Source organism: Ruegeria sp. BE1, from assembly GCF_056538885.1.
This window is the reverse complement of the sequence record NZ_JBQFTY010000001.1, coordinates 800,537-818,819: the sequence shown is the minus strand read 5'-3', so window position 1 is coordinate 818,819 and position 18,283 is coordinate 800,537. Positions and strand designations below refer to the sequence as shown.

Here is an 18,283-nt window from a genome sequence, read left to right as displayed (position 1 = left end):
AAACCCGCCGGATTGGCGGGCTTTTCGGTTCAAAGCGCGGCCCGTCAGACGGTGCCCAGCATACCTTTTTCGCGGGCAAGCTCGCGCATCTTCTTTTGCAGCTTTTCAAACGCACGCACTTCGATCTGGCGAATACGCTCGCGGCTGACATTGTATTGCGTGCTCAGCTCTTCCAGCGTGACGGGCTGATCCATCAGACGGCGCTGGGTCAGGATATCCTTTTCGCGATCGTTCAGAACGTCCAAGGCCGCCGCCAGCAATTCGCGCCGCGCGTCCAGCTCATCGCGCGCCTCATAGTCGCCCGCCTGATCGGCATCTTCATCCTCAAGCCAGTCCTGCCATTGCATGGTGCCTTCGCCCTCGGACCCGACGGTCGCGTTCAGCGAGGCATCACCACCGGACATCCGGCGGTTCATGCTGATGACTTCCTCTTCGGTCACGCCAAGATCATTGGCGATTCTGGCAACGTTTTCAGGGCGCAGATCACCCTCTTCCAGCGCGCCAATACGGGCCTTGGCCTTGCGCAGGTTGAAAAACAGCTTTTTCTGCGCCGAGGTCGTGCCCAGTTTCACCAGCGACCAGGACCGCAGGATATATTCCTGAATCGAGGCACGAATCCACCACATCGCATAGGTGGCCAGCCGGAATCCTTTTTCCGGATCGAACCGTTTGACCGCCTGCATCAGACCCACGTTGGCCTCGGAAATCACTTCGGCCTGCGGCAAGCCATAGCCGCGATAGCCCATGGCGATCTTGGCCGCCAGACGCAGGTGCGACGTGACCATTTTATGCGCGGCCTCAGTATCCTGCTCTTCCACCCAACGCTTGGCGAGCATGTATTCTTCTTCCGGTTCCAGCAGCGGAAACTTGCGAATTTCCTGCATATAGCGGTTCAGGCCGCCTTCCGGCGTCGGCGCGGGGAGATTTGCGTAATTTGCCATGTTTCATGTCCCTCCGACAAATGTTTAAGTCGTTAACATGGATATGGGAAGCCGTCCCATTCCGTTCAAGAGGTACCGTTAACAGTTTGAGATTAACGATAGATAAAGGAAACCTAAGAAAATCTTATTCACGTAACTTTGCACATTATGTCAGCGGCGCGCGCAGCTGATCAATCAGATTGTGCATATCCTCTGGCAGAGCGGCCTCAAAGCGCAGGTTTTCACCTGTCACCGGGTGTTCAAACCCCAAAACCGCTGCATGAAGCGCCTGTCTTGGAAACGCGCGAACCGCCTCGGCAGTAACAGGACCAAAGGCTTTGCCCGCCAGTTTGCGCTTGCCGCCATAGACCGGATCGCCGACCAGCCCGTGCCCGGCATGGGCCATGTGCACGCGAATTTGGTGGGTGCGCCCGGTCTCCAGCCAACATTCGATCAGGGCCAGCCCGGCTGGGTTGCCGAACGTCTCAACCAACCGCGCGCGCGTGACCGCGTGGCGCCCGCCATGGAACAAAACTGCCTGTCGTTGCCGATCCGTCTTGTGCCGGGCCAGTTGGGTCGTCAGGCGCATGATGTTGCCCGGTTCAAAGCTGACGCCTTTCACCCCACGCAAGCGCGGGTCATTCGCATCGGGAACACCATAGCAGATCGCGCGGTAATAGCGTTCGACCGTGTGCGCTTCGAATTGGGCAGCCAGCCCGTGATGCGCGGCATCCGATTTCGCCACCACCAGAAGTCCGCTGGTTTCCTTGTCGATCCTGTGCACGATGCCGGGGCGTTTTACCCCACCAACCCCCGACAGATCCGCGCCACAATGATGCAGCAGCGCATTGACCAGCGTCCCGTTCGGCGAGCCCGGCGCGGGGTGCACCACCATACCCGCCGGTTTGTTGATGACGATCAGATCGGCATCCTCGTAGACCACCTCCAAGGGGATGTCTTCAGGGCCGATATGGCTGTCCTCAGCCTCGGCCACGGTGATTGTGACAGACACGCCCTCGGCCACCTTTGCCTTGGGATCGCTTGCCACCGCGCCGTTGATCTGCACAGCGCCCTCTTCGATCAGCCGGGCCAGACGTGTGCGCGACAGGTTCTCATCCGCTGGCACATCCCGCGAAAGCGCCTTATCAAGGCGTGGCGGCGGATCGGCCGCGATCTGAAACTCAATCTGACGGGTGCCCATGACTGTCCCTTCCGAACCCCAAGAACCGCAGGAAACGCCACAGCTTCGACTGCTGCGGCGCATGGTCATGTTGCTGACCGCGGTGATGATTGGCGGGGTTCTAGTGACATTCGCACTGATTGTCATCCGGCTATCGGACCGAACCCCCACCCTGCCCGATCAGATCCAGCTGCCCGATGGCGCCAAGGCACAGGCAGTGACGATCGGAAGCAACTGGTATGCGGTGGTCACGGATGACAACCGTGTGCTGATCTTTGATAAAACCACCGGCCGCCAGCGTCAGGAAGTCCAGATCGCACCCTGAAATCTAGGCGGACAGCGCCATTCGAAAAACGATCTCGGTGGCGCGCTGCAGGGCTAAGTATTCCTCTGCTGTGTCGCGGCGGAACGCGCGATCGTCGTCGCTCAGATCGACAGGGGTAAAAAGCTGGGGGCGATCAGGAAAGAACTCCTGCTGGAACGGGGCATCATGGACTGCCATATGCGAATCCAGCCAGACCCTCTCATCCGCTTCAAGAACGTCGCGGCGTCGGATCATCACCGGATCATCACTGACTATACGGCGCAGCCTGCGGCTTTCCTTGCGACCCATCGCGCGAGAGACAATGCCAAACGCTTCGCTGGCCGCACGGGATTGCGACGTGTTCGCGGGCCGGTCCGCCTGAGCGTCCTGCGGAACAGACACCCCGATATGAGACATGAAATCGTCAACCACATGTCCGTTCACCATTGAGGATCGATCATACAGCATCGGTATCACTTGAACGCCGGGAAAGGCCTGCCGAATGCGATGGGTTTTCTCAGTGAAAGAAAATGATGAGGGATCGCTTTCTATGCGGGACAGCCGATCCCGGACATATTCCGAAGCGCCGACCTTTAGCCGCCCATTCTTGGCGCGCTGTTTGTAATCAGCCTCAAAGAAATCGGAATACCGGCGGCAATAGAACAGAATCCTCAAGTCGCGCGCGGGAATCTCGGCAAAAACCTCAGCCAGCCTGTTCAGGTCGCACGACAGAAACATCTCGGATGACATCAGACAGTTCTGGTCCCTATGCGCGTCATATTCCAGGGCCACAGCCTCGCGCAGCGTGTCCATGGGCTCGTCTGTCTGGTTGATGTGAAAGGCGATGATGTTGTGGCTGATCGCCAACCGTCCCTTACCCCCCAGCCTGCGCCGGCCGGCCTCAAGATAGCGCAGACCGCTATTGGCAAGCGGGTCCTTGTTCTTGCGCACATATGCCTGCAGCGCGGTCGTGCCGGTCTTGGGCATGCCCATATGCAGCCAAAGCATCAGAGGTCTCCTGTATCAGATCGGGTCGCGCTCATTCCTGATGGCTGGCCGCGAAACCTGCTGTCATTTCTTGCATCAGGGTCTGCATCTCGGGCTGCTCGCGCAGGTCCTTGATCTTTTGTCTATGCAGGTCGCAGCACGCATGATGCAGACGAGCCGTTTCAGGATCGGACAGCATGTCGTAATAGTGTTCACGCTTGCGATCGAGCACAACGTCGATCGAGCTGTCCTCTTCGGCGTTGTGATTCATCATGTTCCAATAGTCCATGCCCAGGCTTTCCCCCAGATGGTGGGCCCGCCCGCGCATTTTCTTGACCAGATAGCTTTCACAGGACTTCAGCGCATAATGATTGACCTGCACCAGATCATACCCGATGGAATCCCGCGCCGATCGCCAGCTGGCGTTGAAATACCGCTCGGGCATCAGTTGCCCCGATCCATTGTACCAATGGCATTCTGCCATGGTTTCAACCGTCGGGCGTTTGGGGCGGTGAACGCCCAGCGCACCCCAAACCTCTTGCTGAAACATGGTCTTAAAACCCCAGGCCTGCGGAGGGCGGTATTTTTGCTCTTCGGCGGCACGGCGGAACTGGTCTGACAGAAAACGGTCCTCATAGCGAACAACGCCCGCGTTTCCGAACAAACGCCATGTCATCGAGATCGTTTTTGCATCCGGGATGGCATCGGTCAGCGCACGCAGCGTATGATCACCCGTCTTGATGTTGATATGCTCATCCGCGTCGATCACAACCACCCAGTCCTGAGGCCGCGCGACCTCCATCTTGAGGAATTTCTTGTAGGCACGTTTTTGCGGGCTCGTGGGGCGGCGCGAGTTGTTGTCGACATGGGTGACGATCCCCTGCTCATCCAACCGCTGCAGCAAGGCATCCGTGCCGTCTGTGCAATCGTTGGTCATCACCACGATCTGATCGACACCGATGGCGCGATTATGGGCGACCCATTCCAGAACGAAAGGACCTTCGTTCTTCATCGGGGTCACGCTGATATATCGGGGGTCTTGTTCGCTCATGATTGACTGCTCTGTCCGTCTTGTTGTTGCCCCCAAACCAACGGAGGATAACGCTCGAATATCGCGGCTAAATTACGTTCTTTTGCCCGCGCAACCAAGTAAATTCCACCGCTTATCCACCTGCCCGTTCTAACTGATTTGAAAAGCGCTTGTAGGTGGGGCACAGGTCGCGCGCTTTTTGAAGATAGCCCCTCGCCTTTTCCTTTTCGCCCCTCTGCAACAGGACTCGCCCGGCCTCACCCTGAATTGCAGCGGTGCCATCATCCATATCCGCAGCCTGAATGATTTGAGTTTGCCCCTGATCTTCGGCCCCATTTCGCGCGAGGAAGTCGCCCATGGCAAAGACCAAGAACGGATTGCCCGGATCGCAAGACAAAGCATCAGCCATGGCCAGCCGTCCTTTCGCAAAATCCCCTTCCTTTTCATACATCTCTGCCAGCCGTTTGTGAAAAAGAGGATAATCTGGAACCGCCCGCACTGCATGTCTGGCGGTATCTATCGCGTTGTGAACCGGAATCTCGCCAATGCTTAGTTTCAAAAGTGACTTCACGCTTTGAAATCCCGGAGAATCTTCCGAAAGGGCCACATCCTCGGGCAGTTGGGTTGAGCTGTGCAGCCCATCCAAAAGCGTGGACATTCGCGCAGAATTTGCCGTCAGCCGCTTTGCTTTCTGGTCAATCGACAGCGACGACCAATCCAACAATATCAAATCAAAGTTGCAGGGCAGCCGCACAAGAACCTTTCGCTGTGCAATATGCGCATTGTAGTTGAACCAGGGTCGCCGAACGCTCTTCAACATAACCCAATCAACAGGAGGCAACGCGCGATGGGAAATCTGATCGCGATAGACCAGTCTTGAACCCAAGATGATAACATCAGGGCGCATCGGTTTTGTCCAATACGCCCGACTAAAGGTCTGAGCAGCGATCCAACGTTTTTTCATGCCGCCCAAAACCGCTGCCCGAATAGCAGTGGCGACCGCGTAATCCTCGGGCCAAAGCCCAGGGTTGGCTAGCGCTTCATCAATCAACCCGAGCGCCTCGGGCCAGCGTCTGAGATAGAAGTAGTTCAGCGCCTGCAGCAAAGGCAGAAACGAGTTATCGGCACCCGTCTCCAGAATCGGCTGTAAAAGATTCAGTGCCTCCTCAGCCCGATCCCCAGCACCAAGACCGTGCAGAACAAAAGCAGCCTTTGAGTATACATGGGCGGCTTCTGACGGGTTCAAATACCTATCTGGCCCGTCCCGCAAGCGATCAATCATCCGCTCATTGGCTTGCGCCATTTCTTCCTCGGATAACACATCCCTGAAAACAAAGCGTTGTCGCCCCGAGATGCGTGCCGCGGCCATTGAAAACGCTGAAATGAAAGGCGCAATGACCTGATCTGCCCGCGACATCGTATAAAGTTCAAGAAAGTCTCGCTTTGCGCGGGTCATGCCCGAGACATCGGCAATATCCGACATCCGAAGCAATTGCGGGAACTTTTCCTGAAACCGGCTGATCAGTTCCGGCTGATCAGAAAACATGATCGCTGTTTGCCCCGCGTTTTTCGCAAGATGGGCTTCGTACAGCTCTTCTGGTTCGATCTTGGCTGGCCAGGTGGTGTGCTTCCACGGGGCCGTGTTCAAAATATCACCGCGCCGGATGTGGTAGGCCGACACGCCCTGCCCCGACAGCTTTTCATCGGCACGATCCATGATCGACCGAATCTCGGGCGTGAACCCGATCTGGTGAATGAAATCGCGATAACGCGGGCGGATGGCCTCGATATCCTCCCACGGAAAAGCCAGAACCTCGAATCCTTCCTCAACCAAAACCGAGCGGCCCGCATTCAAATGGGCGATCAGGCGGTCGGGGGCCTTGTCCCCCTGAAAGGACCAGATCGGCAGCGCACCCTTGGTGAGCTTGTCAAAGGCCTTACCGCCGAGGAAATGCTCGTCCATCCAGCTTTGCGTGAACAATTCCCGAGGCTCGTCCAACTCGGGCGCATCCGCCCCCTGCGGAAACCAGTTCACCTTGTAGCCGGTGTCAAAATCTTCGGCGAGACGGATGCAGGTCAGCATCATCAGCAGGCGCGCGCCCATTCGGTCTTTGCGCTGCCCGATGAACACGCCCTTTGACCCCGTCATGAGGATTTCTCGGCCTCGGCCAACGCGGCCCGGCGCATACGGCGGAACCTTCGGCGCGCCTGTTGTGTCAGCGTAGGATGACGCTCACCTGCCAGCGCCTCGATGCCGCGCATCACCATGGGCAAACCGCGACGCGCGCGGGCCATGCGGTAATAATCCGTGGCCTCCAGTTCACCCTTGACTGCTGTTTTCATGACCGGCTTGAGGATATCCATCTTGCGCAACATGGGGGCCGCAAAGTGATTGGCATGCCAGGTCTTGAGCAAAAGGACATTGTCCCCTTGCAGGCGTTGGACCTGCATCCGGTCCAATTCAAAATGCGGATCATAAAACACATAGGCCCTGCCCGCCTTTCTGACCGTCTGGGCGGCGTCGCTCAGCGGCAGATCCCAATCCTGAACCTGCCCAAAGCGATAGCGGGTTTCCCACGGCACCAAACGCTCATCCAATGATGTCTGCGGATTGAAGGCGACGACCGTTGAACCGGGTACAAGCGCGGAAAAGGTCAACGCCCCGAAGCCACCCATTGAGGCGCCAGCAAATGCAACCTGATCGAACTGATCGAAAAACCCTTCGGCCGCGCGATTCTGTAAATATGAGATAATTTCGGGGTCGCGATACCAGGCCTTTGTGCGCGCAAAGACCCCCATATGTGACCAACCTTCATCGCGAAAGAACTTCCACCCCCAGGGTTCGCGGGCAAAGGACAGGTCGTTCGCATTAGCGATATTGTCAAAACTGACAACCAGTTGAGAGGTTGCCCGCTGGTGAAACAGAACCGAATGCCGCTCCAGCTTTTGCAGAAACCCGGCCCCGTCCCCACCGGGATACAGCTCGACAAACCACGGCGGCGCGGGGTCGGTCAGAATACGCTCATACCCTGTCTTGCGATCAGGGTGCTCGGGCTTCAGCTGTTCTTTCGATAGGTCGTTTGCCATGGTCCTCAGATAAGATTATCCGCCAGCCACATCCGAAAATCCACCCAATCCCGACGCAGTTTGATTTCAGCAACCTTGGCCCTGTGCCAGTCACAGGCTCGCGCATGCAACTCGCCCAGTTTCGGGTCGCCCTTCAACTCCGCCAGCAGCGGGGCCGCGCGCCCGGCAATGGGCTGGATGGAGCTATCGGCCTCTTTGTTGACGTTCATGTCCAGCCAGTAGGACTGTCCCTGATCCACCTTGATGTGGTTTGTCCGCCCCCGGTCCCGCTTAATCAGGAACCCGTCCATCGAGCGCACCGAGTAATGATGCAACCGCCCCAACGAGTGGTCAAACCCGCGCCAGGCCCGCCATCCGACATCCTGGGCCGGAAACAATTTGCCGCCTGCATCCGACCAGGCGATGTCGCCTTCCTTGCCCTCTTCGATCCCTTTCGGTCGATGAGGCCCGAAACGCGTGAATTTTCCGTTATTGCGAAACAGTGTCTTCAGCCCAAAGGCCCGGCTTGAGTGATAGGGAAATTCCTGATCACCCATCCCGAACAGCTCGGTCACGGGCCGGTCTTCGAAGCTGATATTCCCGGCGCTGCCGAATAGTTTCCAAGCGAATGAGATCGCGTCCACAGGCTGCCCTGCCCGGTGTTCAACCTCGTCGATCAGTGCGTGGAAACTGTTATCCCCATGCCGAATGTTCCAGAACTCATCCACATCCAGACACAGCAACCAATCAGCCTCTTTCACCTTTGGCTGACGCCTTGCCCGGCGCAGCATCTGATGCTGCGGGTTGCCTCCCTCTTTCACTTCGTTCGAGACATGCGTGGCCAGCCCCAACTCTTGCAGCCGGAGGGCAATATCATCGGTGCCGTCATCGCAGTCATTGGTGAAGATCACAAAATGATCGACCCCCAACGTCTTATGAAACGCGACCCATTCGAGCATATAGGGGCCTTCGTTTTTCATCGTGGTGAATACGGTAATGGCCTGCGACATCGATATTTCCCGATTTTCGTTGCCCTTCGTCATACACAACCTATTCGGAAGGGGCGAGATCGGAATTGCGTCTATCGTCAACAGCACACTAACTGGTGCAGGACAGCCCCAGAAGGCTGTGGCGAAACTTCGGCTTTCGGGAAAATGGTGCGCTCGAAAAGAGCGACTTCGAACTGTTCTGATGACAAAAACACCCCTGATCTGGATGAGGTATTCAACGAGCTAGAGCGCTGGCATGACATCCTGAAAGATCACGACAAATCGTTTCTGCGGGGGCCGCGCCCATGACACGCCCTGCCCCGTTTTCTTTGAGATTGACCCATGCTGAACGCAAGCGACTGGAATCCCAAGCTGGGTCTATGCCGCTGGCATCATACATCAAGTCTGTGGTTTTTGCCGACGAGGCCCCCAAATACCGTAGGCGGAAAAAACCACCTGTTGCGGAGCAACAGCTCTTGGCCGAGGTTCTTGCACGTCTTGGCCAAACCCGCACATCCAGCAACCTCAATCAAATCGCCAAACATCTGAACCAAGGGACTTTGATTCTTGACGAGGAATTGGAGGATGACCTCAAGCGCGCCGTCGCTGAGGTCGCGTGGATGCGGGCTAGGTTGATTGAAGCATTGGGGGTCAAATCATGATCCTCAAAGGCTCCCAACGCGGTGGCGCTATAGCTCTGGCCGATCATCTGATGAACGACCGTGACAATGATCATGTCTTTTGCTTAGAGTTGAGGGGATTTCTATCTGAACAACTTCATGGTGCCTTGTCCGAGACACACGCGATTTCCAAAGCAACCCAATGCAAGCAATTTATGTTTTCACTGAGTTTAAACCCACCTACTGGGCATGACGTCACTGAGGATGCGTTTATCAACGCGGCGGATCGCGCCGAAGAACAGCTTGGCCTGAGCAACCAACCCCGCGCAATCATCCTCCATGATAAAGAAGGCCGCCGCCACGCTCATGTGGTGTGGTCACGCATTGACGCGGACGAAATGAAGGCAATCAACTTGCCCCATTTCAAGAACAAGCTGCGGGATGTGTCGCGAGACCTGTTTCTGGATCATGGATGGAACTTGCCTGATGGTTTGGCAACCTATGGGAACAAGTCCCCCCTAAACTTCACATTGGAAGAATGGCAGCAAGCTAAACACCAGAATCTTGACCCACGCGAGATCAAGCAAGCGTTCCAGCAGGTAACCGGAATTAAACATAGAGAGTTCCGTTCTTTGAAAACTGTAAGGAAATAAGGCGTTTCTTCACGAAGAACGCGAAAGGAAACGGCAGAGATAGCAGTTGAGTTTTCTGCATCAAAGGTTGACCGAACCTCTCGCTAAGACCTTACGTGGCTTCCAGAAAAGGCTTCAAAGCGTATGACTTCAATATGGAGAATTCTCCATATTGGTCACGTCTCAGGGCTCAATCCATCCGTTGGAGATGGCCATCGCCAACGCTTGTTCTTTGGTTTTGACGTTCAGTTTGTTGCGCAGATTGGCGAGATACAGATTGACGGCTGAGTCACTGATCTTGAGCCTGTCTGCTATGTCGGCCAGACGATATCCGGCTGCCAGAAGCTGTAATATTTCCGCTTGGCGTCGCGACAACGGGGACGTGCGTCCTGTTTTCTTTGAAAGGGCGAGCATCTGCGCATAAGCGGCAAAAGAGGCGACGGCGAATGCGCCACCGGATTCGGACAGTCTTTTGAGGAATTGAGGGCCGGTATCTTCGAAGCCAATGCCGACCCCGGCACCGGAGTAAGTGCCGTCAGCGTTGGGCATGGAAAAAGTGACGGATGATCTTTGGTGAAACAAACGAAACCTGTCTTCAATACCAGCTCTTCCGAGCTTTGTTTCGAGATCAGAAGCGGATTTGAAATCGACACCCCAGACCTTACGCGGCACACCTGCTCTGATCGCTTCGACGAGATGGTTACGCTCGGAAAATGGAATGGATCTCCTATAAAGGAGATCGCCATCTGCTGACGGTCGCACCCACACGCGCAGGCAAAGGAACAACGCAAATCGTGCCTATGCAACGTGCAACTCGGCTAGTTCATCAAGCGCCCTTTCCATCGTGTCTGACATTTTGGGCCGTCCGACATGCACACCGCGCTCCTTGGCGGCTTTCATGCCCGCTTTGGTACTCTAGCGAAGGCTGGGAGATACTTAGGACCAAAATAGTTAGTATTGCCGCCATCATGGTTGTGATCGAACAAATAGACGAAGAAAACAGCATCAATCATGCCACACATCCAAAGGCCGCGACACGGATTTTCCAACTTTTGGGGCATCTGGCAGAGTTGCCACTGGTTCGGGCGCAGATTGAGCAAGATGCATCTCTCATTCCAACTAAAGAAGAACGGCAAGCGTTCGCGCATGACGTGACCATTCCGTGTTTCTTTGATGCGGTTCATTTAGCCCAAGCGACGGGTGCCGTTTCCATTGCAAGTGATCTTGGTCGTTCTGAGGATTTCTTCAGTGACTTGGAAATCGCCAAACTGGGCGATCCTTCACGATATGGCGAACTTAAAACCCAAGGTGCTCAGGAATGGGCAAAGCTCTGGCCTTGCAATGAAGCTCTCAAACCGATCTTGGGCGGTCACTATAGAACTTAGAGCCTCTGTCTACCCTACGCTTTGGGACACGCGGTTTCTGTTTGCGTGATCCTGACAGCTTTGGAAGAGCGCTTCGGTCATTTCTTTAGTGACCGTCAGTTGAGACCAAGCATCATTGGGTCCCTGTAAGTGTGGTCCGTCCTTGTGACTGACTGAGTTTCTCAAATCACGCGATGCGCCCCAGCGTTTGACGGCAACATCATCAAGTATCCCTTGTTCGTATGCCCATTTCTGCAAGTCAGCATAAGTTCTTCTGAGAACCGACTTTGACGGCCGAGTCTCCTTGATCGCCTCGCGAAAAGCACTTTCGCCAAAACGGAGCAGTTCTTCGATACCAAGTGTAAAAAGGGGATAGTGATAGCAGCCATACACAATACAAGCTTGAGCACGGTCAAACATCTCCTGCAAGTATTCAGGAAGTTCAACATCAATCGTCACCGAAAGAAACATCCTGACCCATTCCTCGGTTGGATGGGTATAAGGGCCGATACCATGAACGCTCCATACGTCGAGCCTTGAGTCGCGCTCCATATGGTTTTTGACAGTTAGAAAATGCTCTGATTTTTGTTTTGTACCCATAGCGGCCTCTAGTCAGTAATTTGATCTTCAATATGCACTCGTAGAGCTTTTAAGTGCTTCCCGAAATTCTGGAATGCTACATCCCATGTCAGATAGCCAGCGACAAGAAAACACAAACCAAGCGCGATCACGAAGCCGCGCCAGATGCCCCGCTTGAGCTTGATAAAACGAGTATTTTCGTTAGTGGCCTCGTCGGCTTCATCAAGGCTAACTTTCAGAACGAAAGCCATATAGAAGGCGGAAATCAAGCAGACAAAGCCGATAACCAAACCAATCGTTCCCAGCATCACCAGCGCTAATTGCGGGTATTCCTTGGCCCGCAACAGGAAATCAAAAGCGAAACCGACACTCCCCAGCAGTATCACTAAAACAGCTATGGCTTTGACTTCAAATCGCTTTAGCAGTTCTTTTTCCTGCACCCTACTATCTGGCATTATTCTTCCTTTAAATCTTACACTTAGAATGAGCAATCGAGGAGCTTAGCCGACCTCAGTTGATATGTGCAAATCTCACATACATGCGTAGGTACTCTTCAAATTGATGGTCAGACTGAGGGCAAGACCGTCTTGTGAACATTCGGCGTCGGTTAACTGATATCAGTCAATCCACCTACCACCTGAACCGTGACGCGGTGCAAGTTGCACGGGTTGTCAGCAACCCAAGTGATGAGGTTTTTTAGATCAGTTGGGATGTCGTCTGTCTGCGCAGTGACTAATACAAAATCGTGCAGGCCCTCATCGTGGTTTTCTCTCAAGGGATCAAGTTTCCCTTCCATCGTTTTTGGCAGACGGTTTTGACCTGCTTGAATTTCAGCGCATGGTTCACAGTCTGAGCCGAGCGGGATGTTATGCCATTGACCCCTCACACCTTGGAATGCAACCACGTGCCCATCAGCCTCACTATCTAGCTCGAAGCAAAATCGCTCACCAAGCCGAATAGCAGAGTCCGCTGATTTCAACTGGCTTTCACGCTCAATGATCCCCATCGCCGTGGACACCATGGCCAATCGAAACCGATCCGATATCGCGCGCGCGTCCAAAATCTCCCGCCACAGCATCTCTGGCGTCTCAGGGAATATCTCGGGTGCTTCCAGATGCGCGACATTGAAGTGATGATTGAGCAGGAATTCATACAGCACCTTCGCCCGAATTGCTGAATACTCTCCCCGTTGCAGATTGCGCCGATAGTTATCCGCCAAGCTCCATGGTGGGTTGAACGGCGTTTGTAGGAACTGATCAAACGATTCATTTGCCAGTTCCGCTGCCGCTACTAGAGCTTTGTAAAGCTTCGCTTTACGCGGCTTGCTCTTTGGATCAAATGACATGAGGATTATGTTCCTATGGCAATATTTGTCATTTTCTGACATACTATGCGTAGGAGGACCAGATATGGCCAGCATGAATATTTCCCTCCCTGATCCAATGCGGGACTGGGTGGAGCAGCAGATGAAATCCGGACGTTACGACAACGCCAGTGAGTACATGCGTGACCTCATCCGCCATGATCAGGATCGTGCCTCCAAGATTGCTGCCATGCAACGTCTGGTCGATGAAGCGATGGCTAGTGAGGACAGCAGTAAATCCCTCGCCGAAATCCGCGCCATTGCCCGACAACAGGCAGGAATTACAGCCTCAGAATGAACTACCGCCTTTCTGCAAAGGCGGAAGCCGATCTGATCCAAATCTATATTGATGGCGTTCAAGACTTTGGCGTCGTGCAGGCCGAAGCCTATCAGGACAAGATCGACCAAACCATTGAACTGATTGCCGACAATCCAGAGATGGCACGTCTGCGAGATGAAATCACCCCACCCGTCCGCATCCATCCGGTGCATGCGCATGTAATCATCTATCTGGTTGACGATAACCGGATGGTCAGAATTTTGCGTGTGCGTCATGGCCGTGAGAACTGGCCCGAAAACCCCATTGGGTAATCGTTTCAGCACTCTCGATCACCCGTTTGCACCCTCCTTTCACCTGAGATGACCGTGGGCCTGCCACGGTAAGGTCACATCTAAGCGCATAGGATAATTGAAGAATTATTCTTGCGTGGGGCAAGATGATGTGGTTATATGTTCTATATTTGTTCTCATTCCAGCCTATGGCGAGACCATAGTGGAACGAACCCATCACCAAAACATTTTAGAGAAAGGAGCGCGTGCATGACCTGTCCGCCAGATAAAAAAGATATGCCTATTCGACCCAGCCTCTCCGTGGATTGGGAAGTCTATGCAGCCATGCTGGAAGACAGCGACATGCCGCTGGATCAGCAACAGGAAATGATCGAAACTCTATGGTCCATCGTCGTGATGTTTGTCGATCTCGGTTACGACCTGCACCCCATCCCGCAAATCTGTGGAGAAAATGAAGAAGCATTGGATCAGGATTCCACGGATTTGGTATCCTTGTTGAACAACAAATGGGCGCAGACCCGCGCAGAGGAGGACCAATGGCAGGAGTAGCATCAAAACCAACAAAGGCCGTGATCTATGCCCGCGTGTCTGGGGCCAAGCAGGTGCGCGAAGGAGATGGTCTGGCCTCTCAGGAGAACCGTTGTCGGGAATACGCCACTTACAAAGACTATGATGTGGTTGAGGTATTCATGGACGATATGTCCGGCAAATTCGAACGCCGTCCCGCAATGGATCGGATGCTGGCCTTCCTGCGCCTGCATCCCAAAGACAGCATTGTTGTCATCATTGACGACATCAGCCGCTTTGCCCGCAATGTGCAGGCCCATATTGCCTTGCGCGAAACGCTCAGCGATGCGGGTGGTATCTTGGAAAGCCCATCCATTGAATTTGGCGAAGATAGCGACTCGCGTCTTGTAGAACACATGCTGGCCTCGGTCGCGCAACACCAACGCGAGAAGAATGCGGAACAAACCTCCAACCGGATGAAGGGTCGCATGATGAACGGCTATTCCGTCTTCGCCGCCCCTATCGGATACGAGTACAAGAAAACAGGCTCACACGGCAAACTGCTCACCCGTGTTGAACCCATCGCCACCATCATCAAGGAAGCATTGGAGGGTTATGCCTCTGGCCGGTTCTCAGCACAGGCGGATGTGCGGCGCTTTCTGGAGAGCCAGCCTGACTTTCCCAAAGACCTACCGGATGGGAAAATCCGCCAGCAGAAAGTAACGGACATGCTGAACCGAGTGATCTATGCGGGCTATGTCGAGCATGAGCCATGGGGCATCACGCGCCGCAAAGGTCATCATGAACCACTGATCTCACTGGAAACATTCGAGGCTATCCAAGAGCGACGAACTGGCCGAGGTGTTGCGGCCAAGCGCCCTGACATCAACGAAGACTTCCCACTACGCGGCGCGGTGAACTGTGCGTGTTGCGATAAGCCCATGACCGCCTACCATGCACGGAGCGCCACTGGCAGACGCTACCCCTACTACAACTGCCAGACGAAAGGCTGCTCAGAGTATCGCAAGGGTATTCGTGCCGAGAAAATTGACACAGGCTTTGAGGCGATCTTACGCTCTCTGACGCCGAGCAAAAACATGCTCGATATCGCGATGTCCATGTTGAAAGACGCATGGGATCAACGCGGCGACCAAGCCAAGCAAGCGAGGGCCGAAATCAAACGTCAACACAAAGAGTTGGACAAACAACAAGACGCACTTGTTGAGCGCATGATCGAGATTTCGAATCCAAAAGTAATGGCCGCGCTTGAAAGCAAAATCGCGAAGCTGGAAGAAGACAAGCTGCTGCTGACCGATAAGCTGTCCCACACCACGAAGCCCACACGCACTATAGGTGAAATTATCGAACTCTTGCGAGACTTCCCCTCAAGCCCTTGGAATATCTATGAAAACGGATCGCTCATCGTTAAGAAAACCATCATAAAAGCGGCTTTCAAAGCCCCATTGGCATACGATCGCGAAAACGGATATCGAACTCCGCAAACGTCTGTAATTTTTGATTTTTTAGCGGATTTCACATCAAAATGTGAAATGGTGCGGTCGAGAAGACTCGAACTTCCACGGGAGTTACCCCACAGCGACCTCAACGCTGCGCGTCTACCAATTCCGCCACGACCGCACTGCCTGTGACTTGGTAGAGGGGCGTATAGACGGTGATGATCCGGATGTGAAGAGGCAAAAACACGCCGGTTTGAATTCCCATCCAACGTTCATATCTGTAAGGATGTCTTCCACCCCTTTCCCCACGCCAGGAGATCAATCATGACCACCCCCGACCCTCGCCCTGTTGTGCAGATCGACGTTGTCTCGGATGTGGTCTGCCCCTGGTGCATCGTGGGGTTCCGGCAGCTGGATCAGGCCTTGCAGCAGGAAAACGTGCTGGCGCGGCTGCGCTGGCACCCGTTTGAGCTGAACCCGACCATGCCGCCCGAAGGTCAAAACCTGCGCGAGCATATCATGGAGAAATACGGCTCGACCGCGGAACAAAGCCAGGAGGCCCGCGAAAGGTTGACGGCCATTGGAGCGGAAATGGGCTTTACCTTCAATTTCGATGAGGACAGCCGGATCGTGAACACGTTTGCGGCGCATCAGTTGTTGGATTGGGCCGAAAGCCAGGGGCGTCAGCACCCGCTGAAACTGGCGTTGTTCGATGCTTACTTCACCGACCAAAAGGATGTCTCTGAACACGATGTTCTGTTCGAGGCGGTGGCGGCTGCGGGTCTGGACCCTGAGACTGCCAAAACCGCGCTCAGCTCAGGGGAACACGTCGCGCCGGTGCGGGAAAAGCAACAGTTCTGGTCCAGCCGGGGCATTTCGGGCGTGCCCTCGATGGTCTTTGGCGGCAAGTACCTGCTGACCGGCGCGCAAGGTGCGGATGCCTATGCCCAGATCCTGCAGCGCTGTCTGGCCGAGGCCGCCTGACCCCTTTTCCTTGCCGATCCCGCGCGATATGGAACCGCCATGGAATGGAAGATCACCGAAGGGCTTGTCGACTACCCCGACGCCATCGCCTTTATGGAGGCGCGGGTCGCCGCGATCGCTGCGGGCGAAGCGGATGAATGCGTCTGGCTGCTGGAGCATCCACCGCTTTATACCGCAGGCACATCGGCCCGGATCGAGGATCTGACTGATCCAGACCGCTTTCCGGTTTATGAGGCCAAGCGCGGTGGCGAGTACACCTATCATGGCCCCGGTCAGCGCGTCGCTTATGTGATGCTGGACCTCAACAAGCGCGGCAAGGACGTGCGGGGATTCGTCAAACAGCTTGAGAATTGGGTGATCGCCGCATTGGCCGAGTTCAACGTTCAGGGCGAAATCCGCGACGGGCGTGTGGGCGTATGGGTGCAGCGCCATGACAAACCGCTGACTGCATCTGGCCAGCCCGCCGAGGACAAGATTGCGGCCATCGGCCTGCGTCTGCGCAAATGGGTCAGCTTTCACGGCATCTCGATCAATGTCGAACCTGAACTTGAGCATTTCTCGGGCATCGTTCCCTGCGGCATCAGCGAACACGGGGTGACCTCGCTGATTGACCTTGGGTTGCCGGTGACACTGGACGATGTTGATGTTGCCTTGCAAAAAACCTTTGCCGAAAACTTCCAGCCCATCACCGCCTGAGACAGCATCGAATCGCTACACTCCGAAAGAGGCTGTAACAATCCGCGCCCTTAAAACCCTTTTGTTTCCTAAGCTGGCCGTAATGCGCCCGCCGTCTCAATAAAATTGCGCAAAATCGTCGAAAAGCAGACTCAAAACGATACAAGCCGCGTCTTTCACGTTATCCTATAACTACCGTTCTAGAGTGAGTGGTGTGTTAAACCGGTGATCCTGGGTAAACCGGGTATTCGGACAAGTGTTTGGTTACGAGTCTGCCGTTCCGACCCCAAATCGGAACGGCAATTCCATTTCAAGGCCCATGCCTGACCCGAATTCAGCCCAGAGACGCTTTGATCTTTTCCGCATGAGCCGCAATCAGGTCGAAATCTCCCATGTTGCCAGGCGGGCGCATCGATACGCCTTCGTGACGCGGCAGAATGTGGAAATGCAGGTGGAACACCTCTTGTCCGCCTGCGGCCTCGTTGAACTGCTGGACGGTGACACCGTCCGCGTCAAATGCTTTGACCACCGCTTTGGCCAGTTTCTGAACTGTCGCGGTCACGGCCGCCAGTTGTTCGGGTGACGCATCCAGCAGATTACGGCAGGGCGTTTTGGGGATCACCAGCAAATGTCCGTCGGACCTGGGCATGATGTCCATAAAAGCAAGCGTGTCTTCGTCCTCATACACGCGGGTCGAGGGGATTTCTCCGCGCAGGATCTTGGCAAAGATGTTGTCGGGATCGTAAGCGGCCATTTTTTGTCTCCGAATGTCGGCTGTTGCGCACAGTTCTGCGACCCCCACCCCAAAGGGTCAAGGCGGAACTCTGCCAACGACCTTGCGTACCGCCAGATCGGCCTCTTGAAAATCAGAGGCTCATTGCCAGATACACCCTGTTGATGGCCAAGATTTCGCGGGTTTTCCTCCGACCCGCGACAATTATTCTTGATCCAGATCAAACTCGACCATTGAAGGCGTCCCTTTCGCATTCTAAAACCAGCAGGAAACCCGCGCGTCGGAGAGGTCCGAATGCGCGCTGCATATGCAACAGGAGGCAC

The 18,283-nt window shown here is 54.9% G+C and carries 22 protein-coding genes, 1 tRNA gene and 1 pseudogene; 10 read left to right on the top strand and 14 right to left on the bottom strand.

Annotation, left to right across the window (positions count from 1 at the left end):
* Nucleotides 1-44 precede the first annotated feature (44 nt).
* A complete protein-coding gene (gene rpoH, locus ACR0J5_RS04110; protein WP_480650676.1) occupies nucleotides 45-941 on the bottom strand; it encodes an RNA polymerase sigma factor RpoH in 897 nt (298 codons plus the stop codon).
* A 145-nt stretch (nucleotides 942-1,086) separates the two neighbouring features.
* Nucleotides 1,087-2,121, bottom strand: a complete 1,035-nt coding sequence (locus ACR0J5_RS04105) for an RluA family pseudouridine synthase (RefSeq protein WP_480650674.1) — start codon at nucleotides 2,119-2,121, stop codon at nucleotides 1,087-1,089.
* Between ACR0J5_RS04105 and ACR0J5_RS04100 the strand changes: the two genes are divergently transcribed.
* A complete protein-coding gene (locus ACR0J5_RS04100; RefSeq protein WP_480650673.1) occupies nucleotides 2,120-2,425 on the top strand; it encodes a DUF6476 family protein in 306 nt (101 codons plus the stop codon). The genes ACR0J5_RS04105 and ACR0J5_RS04100 overlap by 2 nt on opposite strands.
* Before the next feature lie 3 nt (nucleotides 2,426-2,428).
* On the opposite strand, the gene ACR0J5_RS04095 is transcribed toward ACR0J5_RS04100, so the two are convergent.
* The 5 genes from ACR0J5_RS04095 to ACR0J5_RS04075 form a co-directional block, all read right to left on the bottom strand.
* Entirely contained in the window at nucleotides 2,429-3,412 is a 984-nt protein-coding gene (locus ACR0J5_RS04095; protein ID WP_480650671.1) for a hypothetical protein, read from the bottom strand.
* Nucleotides 3,413-3,443: 31 nt separating this feature from the next.
* Nucleotides 3,444-4,442: a glycosyltransferase family 2 protein gene (locus tag ACR0J5_RS04090; RefSeq protein ID WP_480650669.1), complete on the bottom strand. Its 999-nt coding sequence runs from the start codon at nucleotides 4,440-4,442 to the stop codon at nucleotides 3,444-3,446.
* Nucleotides 4,443-4,554: 112 nt separating this feature from the next.
* Complete coding sequence (locus ACR0J5_RS04085) at nucleotides 4,555-6,570, bottom strand: tetratricopeptide repeat protein (protein ID WP_480650667.1); 2,016 nt, start codon at nucleotides 6,568-6,570, stop codon at nucleotides 4,555-4,557.
* Complete coding sequence (locus tag ACR0J5_RS04080) at nucleotides 6,567-7,508, bottom strand: hypothetical protein (protein WP_480650664.1); 942 nt, start codon at nucleotides 7,506-7,508, stop codon at nucleotides 6,567-6,569. The genes ACR0J5_RS04085 and ACR0J5_RS04080 overlap by 4 nt, the downstream gene beginning before the upstream one ends.
* A 5-nt stretch (nucleotides 7,509-7,513) precedes the next feature.
* The gene (locus tag ACR0J5_RS04075; protein ID WP_480650662.1) at nucleotides 7,514-8,497 is read right to left on the bottom strand and encodes a glycosyltransferase family 2 protein; all 984 of its coding nucleotides are present in this window, start codon (nucleotides 8,495-8,497) and stop codon (nucleotides 7,514-7,516) included.
* 284 nt (nucleotides 8,498-8,781) lie between these two features.
* Here ACR0J5_RS04075 and ACR0J5_RS04070 point away from each other — a divergent pair, with 284 nt between their 5' ends.
* Both ACR0J5_RS04070 and ACR0J5_RS04065 read left to right on the top strand, forming a co-directional pair.
* The gene (locus tag ACR0J5_RS04070; protein ID WP_480650660.1) at nucleotides 8,782-9,138 is read left to right on the top strand and encodes a hypothetical protein; all 357 of its coding nucleotides are present in this window, start codon (nucleotides 8,782-8,784) and stop codon (nucleotides 9,136-9,138) included.
* Entirely contained in the window at nucleotides 9,135-9,749 is a 615-nt protein-coding gene (locus tag ACR0J5_RS04065; RefSeq protein ID WP_480650658.1) for a relaxase/mobilization nuclease domain-containing protein, read from the top strand. The genes ACR0J5_RS04070 and ACR0J5_RS04065 overlap by 4 nt, the downstream gene beginning before the upstream one ends.
* A gap of 162 nt (nucleotides 9,750-9,911) precedes the next feature.
* On the opposite strand, the gene ACR0J5_RS04060 is transcribed toward ACR0J5_RS04065, so the two are convergent.
* A complete protein-coding gene (locus ACR0J5_RS04060; RefSeq protein ID WP_480650656.1) occupies nucleotides 9,912-10,514 on the bottom strand; it encodes a helix-turn-helix transcriptional regulator in 603 nt (200 codons plus the stop codon).
* 182 nt (nucleotides 10,515-10,696) lie between these two features.
* Between ACR0J5_RS04060 and ACR0J5_RS04055 the strand changes: the two genes are divergently transcribed.
* Complete coding sequence (locus tag ACR0J5_RS04055) at nucleotides 10,697-11,113, top strand: hypothetical protein (protein WP_480650654.1); 417 nt, start codon at nucleotides 10,697-10,699, stop codon at nucleotides 11,111-11,113.
* A 9-nt stretch (nucleotides 11,114-11,122) separates the two neighbouring features.
* Here ACR0J5_RS04055 and ACR0J5_RS04050 read toward each other — a convergent pair whose 3' ends face one another.
* The 3 genes from ACR0J5_RS04050 to ACR0J5_RS04040 all read right to left on the bottom strand — a co-directional run bounded on the left by ACR0J5_RS04050 (nucleotide 11,123) and on the right by ACR0J5_RS04040 (nucleotide 13,016).
* Complete coding sequence (locus ACR0J5_RS04050; RefSeq protein ID WP_480650652.1) at nucleotides 11,123-11,692, bottom strand: hypothetical protein; 570 nt, start codon at nucleotides 11,690-11,692, stop codon at nucleotides 11,123-11,125.
* 8 nt (nucleotides 11,693-11,700) lie between these two features.
* Nucleotides 11,701-12,111, bottom strand: coding sequence for a hypothetical protein (locus ACR0J5_RS04045; protein ID WP_480650650.1), 411 nt, complete (start codon nucleotides 12,109-12,111; stop codon nucleotides 11,701-11,703).
* A 167-nt stretch (nucleotides 12,112-12,278) separates the two neighbouring features.
* Complete coding sequence (locus ACR0J5_RS04040; protein WP_480650649.1) at nucleotides 12,279-13,016, bottom strand: hypothetical protein; 738 nt, start codon at nucleotides 13,014-13,016, stop codon at nucleotides 12,279-12,281.
* 64 nt (nucleotides 13,017-13,080) lie between these two features.
* On the opposite strand from ACR0J5_RS04040, the gene ACR0J5_RS04035 reads away from it, so the two are divergent.
* From ACR0J5_RS04035 to ACR0J5_RS04020, 4 genes and pseudogenes are all read left to right on the top strand, one after another.
* Nucleotides 13,081-13,332, top strand: a complete 252-nt coding sequence (locus ACR0J5_RS04035; protein ID WP_480650647.1) for a type II toxin-antitoxin system ParD family antitoxin — start codon at nucleotides 13,081-13,083, stop codon at nucleotides 13,330-13,332.
* Nucleotides 13,329-13,625 carry a type II toxin-antitoxin system RelE/ParE family toxin gene (locus ACR0J5_RS04030; RefSeq protein WP_480498687.1) on the top strand — a complete coding sequence of 99 codons (297 nt, stop codon included), beginning with the start codon at nucleotides 13,329-13,331 and terminating at the stop codon, nucleotides 13,623-13,625. The genes ACR0J5_RS04035 and ACR0J5_RS04030 overlap by 4 nt, the downstream gene beginning before the upstream one ends.
* Before the next feature lie 228 nt (nucleotides 13,626-13,853).
* On the top strand, nucleotides 13,854-14,153 hold the full coding sequence (locus tag ACR0J5_RS04025) for a hypothetical protein (protein ID WP_480650644.1): 300 nt from the start codon (nucleotides 13,854-13,856) through the stop codon (nucleotides 14,151-14,153).
* A pseudogene (locus tag ACR0J5_RS04020) lies at nucleotides 14,111-15,112 on the top strand (recombinase family protein); the annotation flags it as partial. The gene ACR0J5_RS04025 and the pseudogene ACR0J5_RS04020, both read left to right, overlap by 43 nt.
* Before the next feature lie 69 nt (nucleotides 15,113-15,181).
* On the opposite strand, the gene ACR0J5_RS04015 reads toward ACR0J5_RS04020, so the two are convergent.
* Complete coding sequence (locus ACR0J5_RS04015) at nucleotides 15,182-15,439, bottom strand: hypothetical protein (RefSeq protein WP_480650643.1); 258 nt, start codon at nucleotides 15,437-15,439, stop codon at nucleotides 15,182-15,184.
* 223 nt (nucleotides 15,440-15,662) lie between these two features.
* A tRNA-Leu gene (locus ACR0J5_RS04010) sits at nucleotides 15,663-15,749 on the bottom strand.
* Between the two features lie 143 nt (nucleotides 15,750-15,892).
* Between ACR0J5_RS04010 and ACR0J5_RS04005 the strand changes: the two genes are divergently transcribed.
* Both ACR0J5_RS04005 and lipB read left to right on the top strand, forming a co-directional pair.
* Nucleotides 15,893-16,552 (top strand): DsbA family oxidoreductase, encoded by a 660-nt coding sequence (locus ACR0J5_RS04005; protein WP_480650641.1) that lies wholly within the window; start codon nucleotides 15,893-15,895, stop codon nucleotides 16,550-16,552.
* 39 nt (nucleotides 16,553-16,591) lie between these two features.
* The gene (gene lipB, locus ACR0J5_RS04000; RefSeq protein ID WP_480650639.1) at nucleotides 16,592-17,248 is read left to right on the top strand and encodes a lipoyl(octanoyl) transferase LipB; all 657 of its coding nucleotides are present in this window, start codon (nucleotides 16,592-16,594) and stop codon (nucleotides 17,246-17,248) included.
* Between the two features lie 313 nt (nucleotides 17,249-17,561).
* Here the strand turns inward: lipB and ACR0J5_RS03995 are convergent, their stop codons facing one another.
* Entirely contained in the window at nucleotides 17,562-17,981 is a 420-nt protein-coding gene (locus ACR0J5_RS03995) for an HIT family protein (RefSeq protein WP_480650637.1), read from the bottom strand.
* Nucleotides 17,982-18,283: the final 302 nt, after the last annotated feature.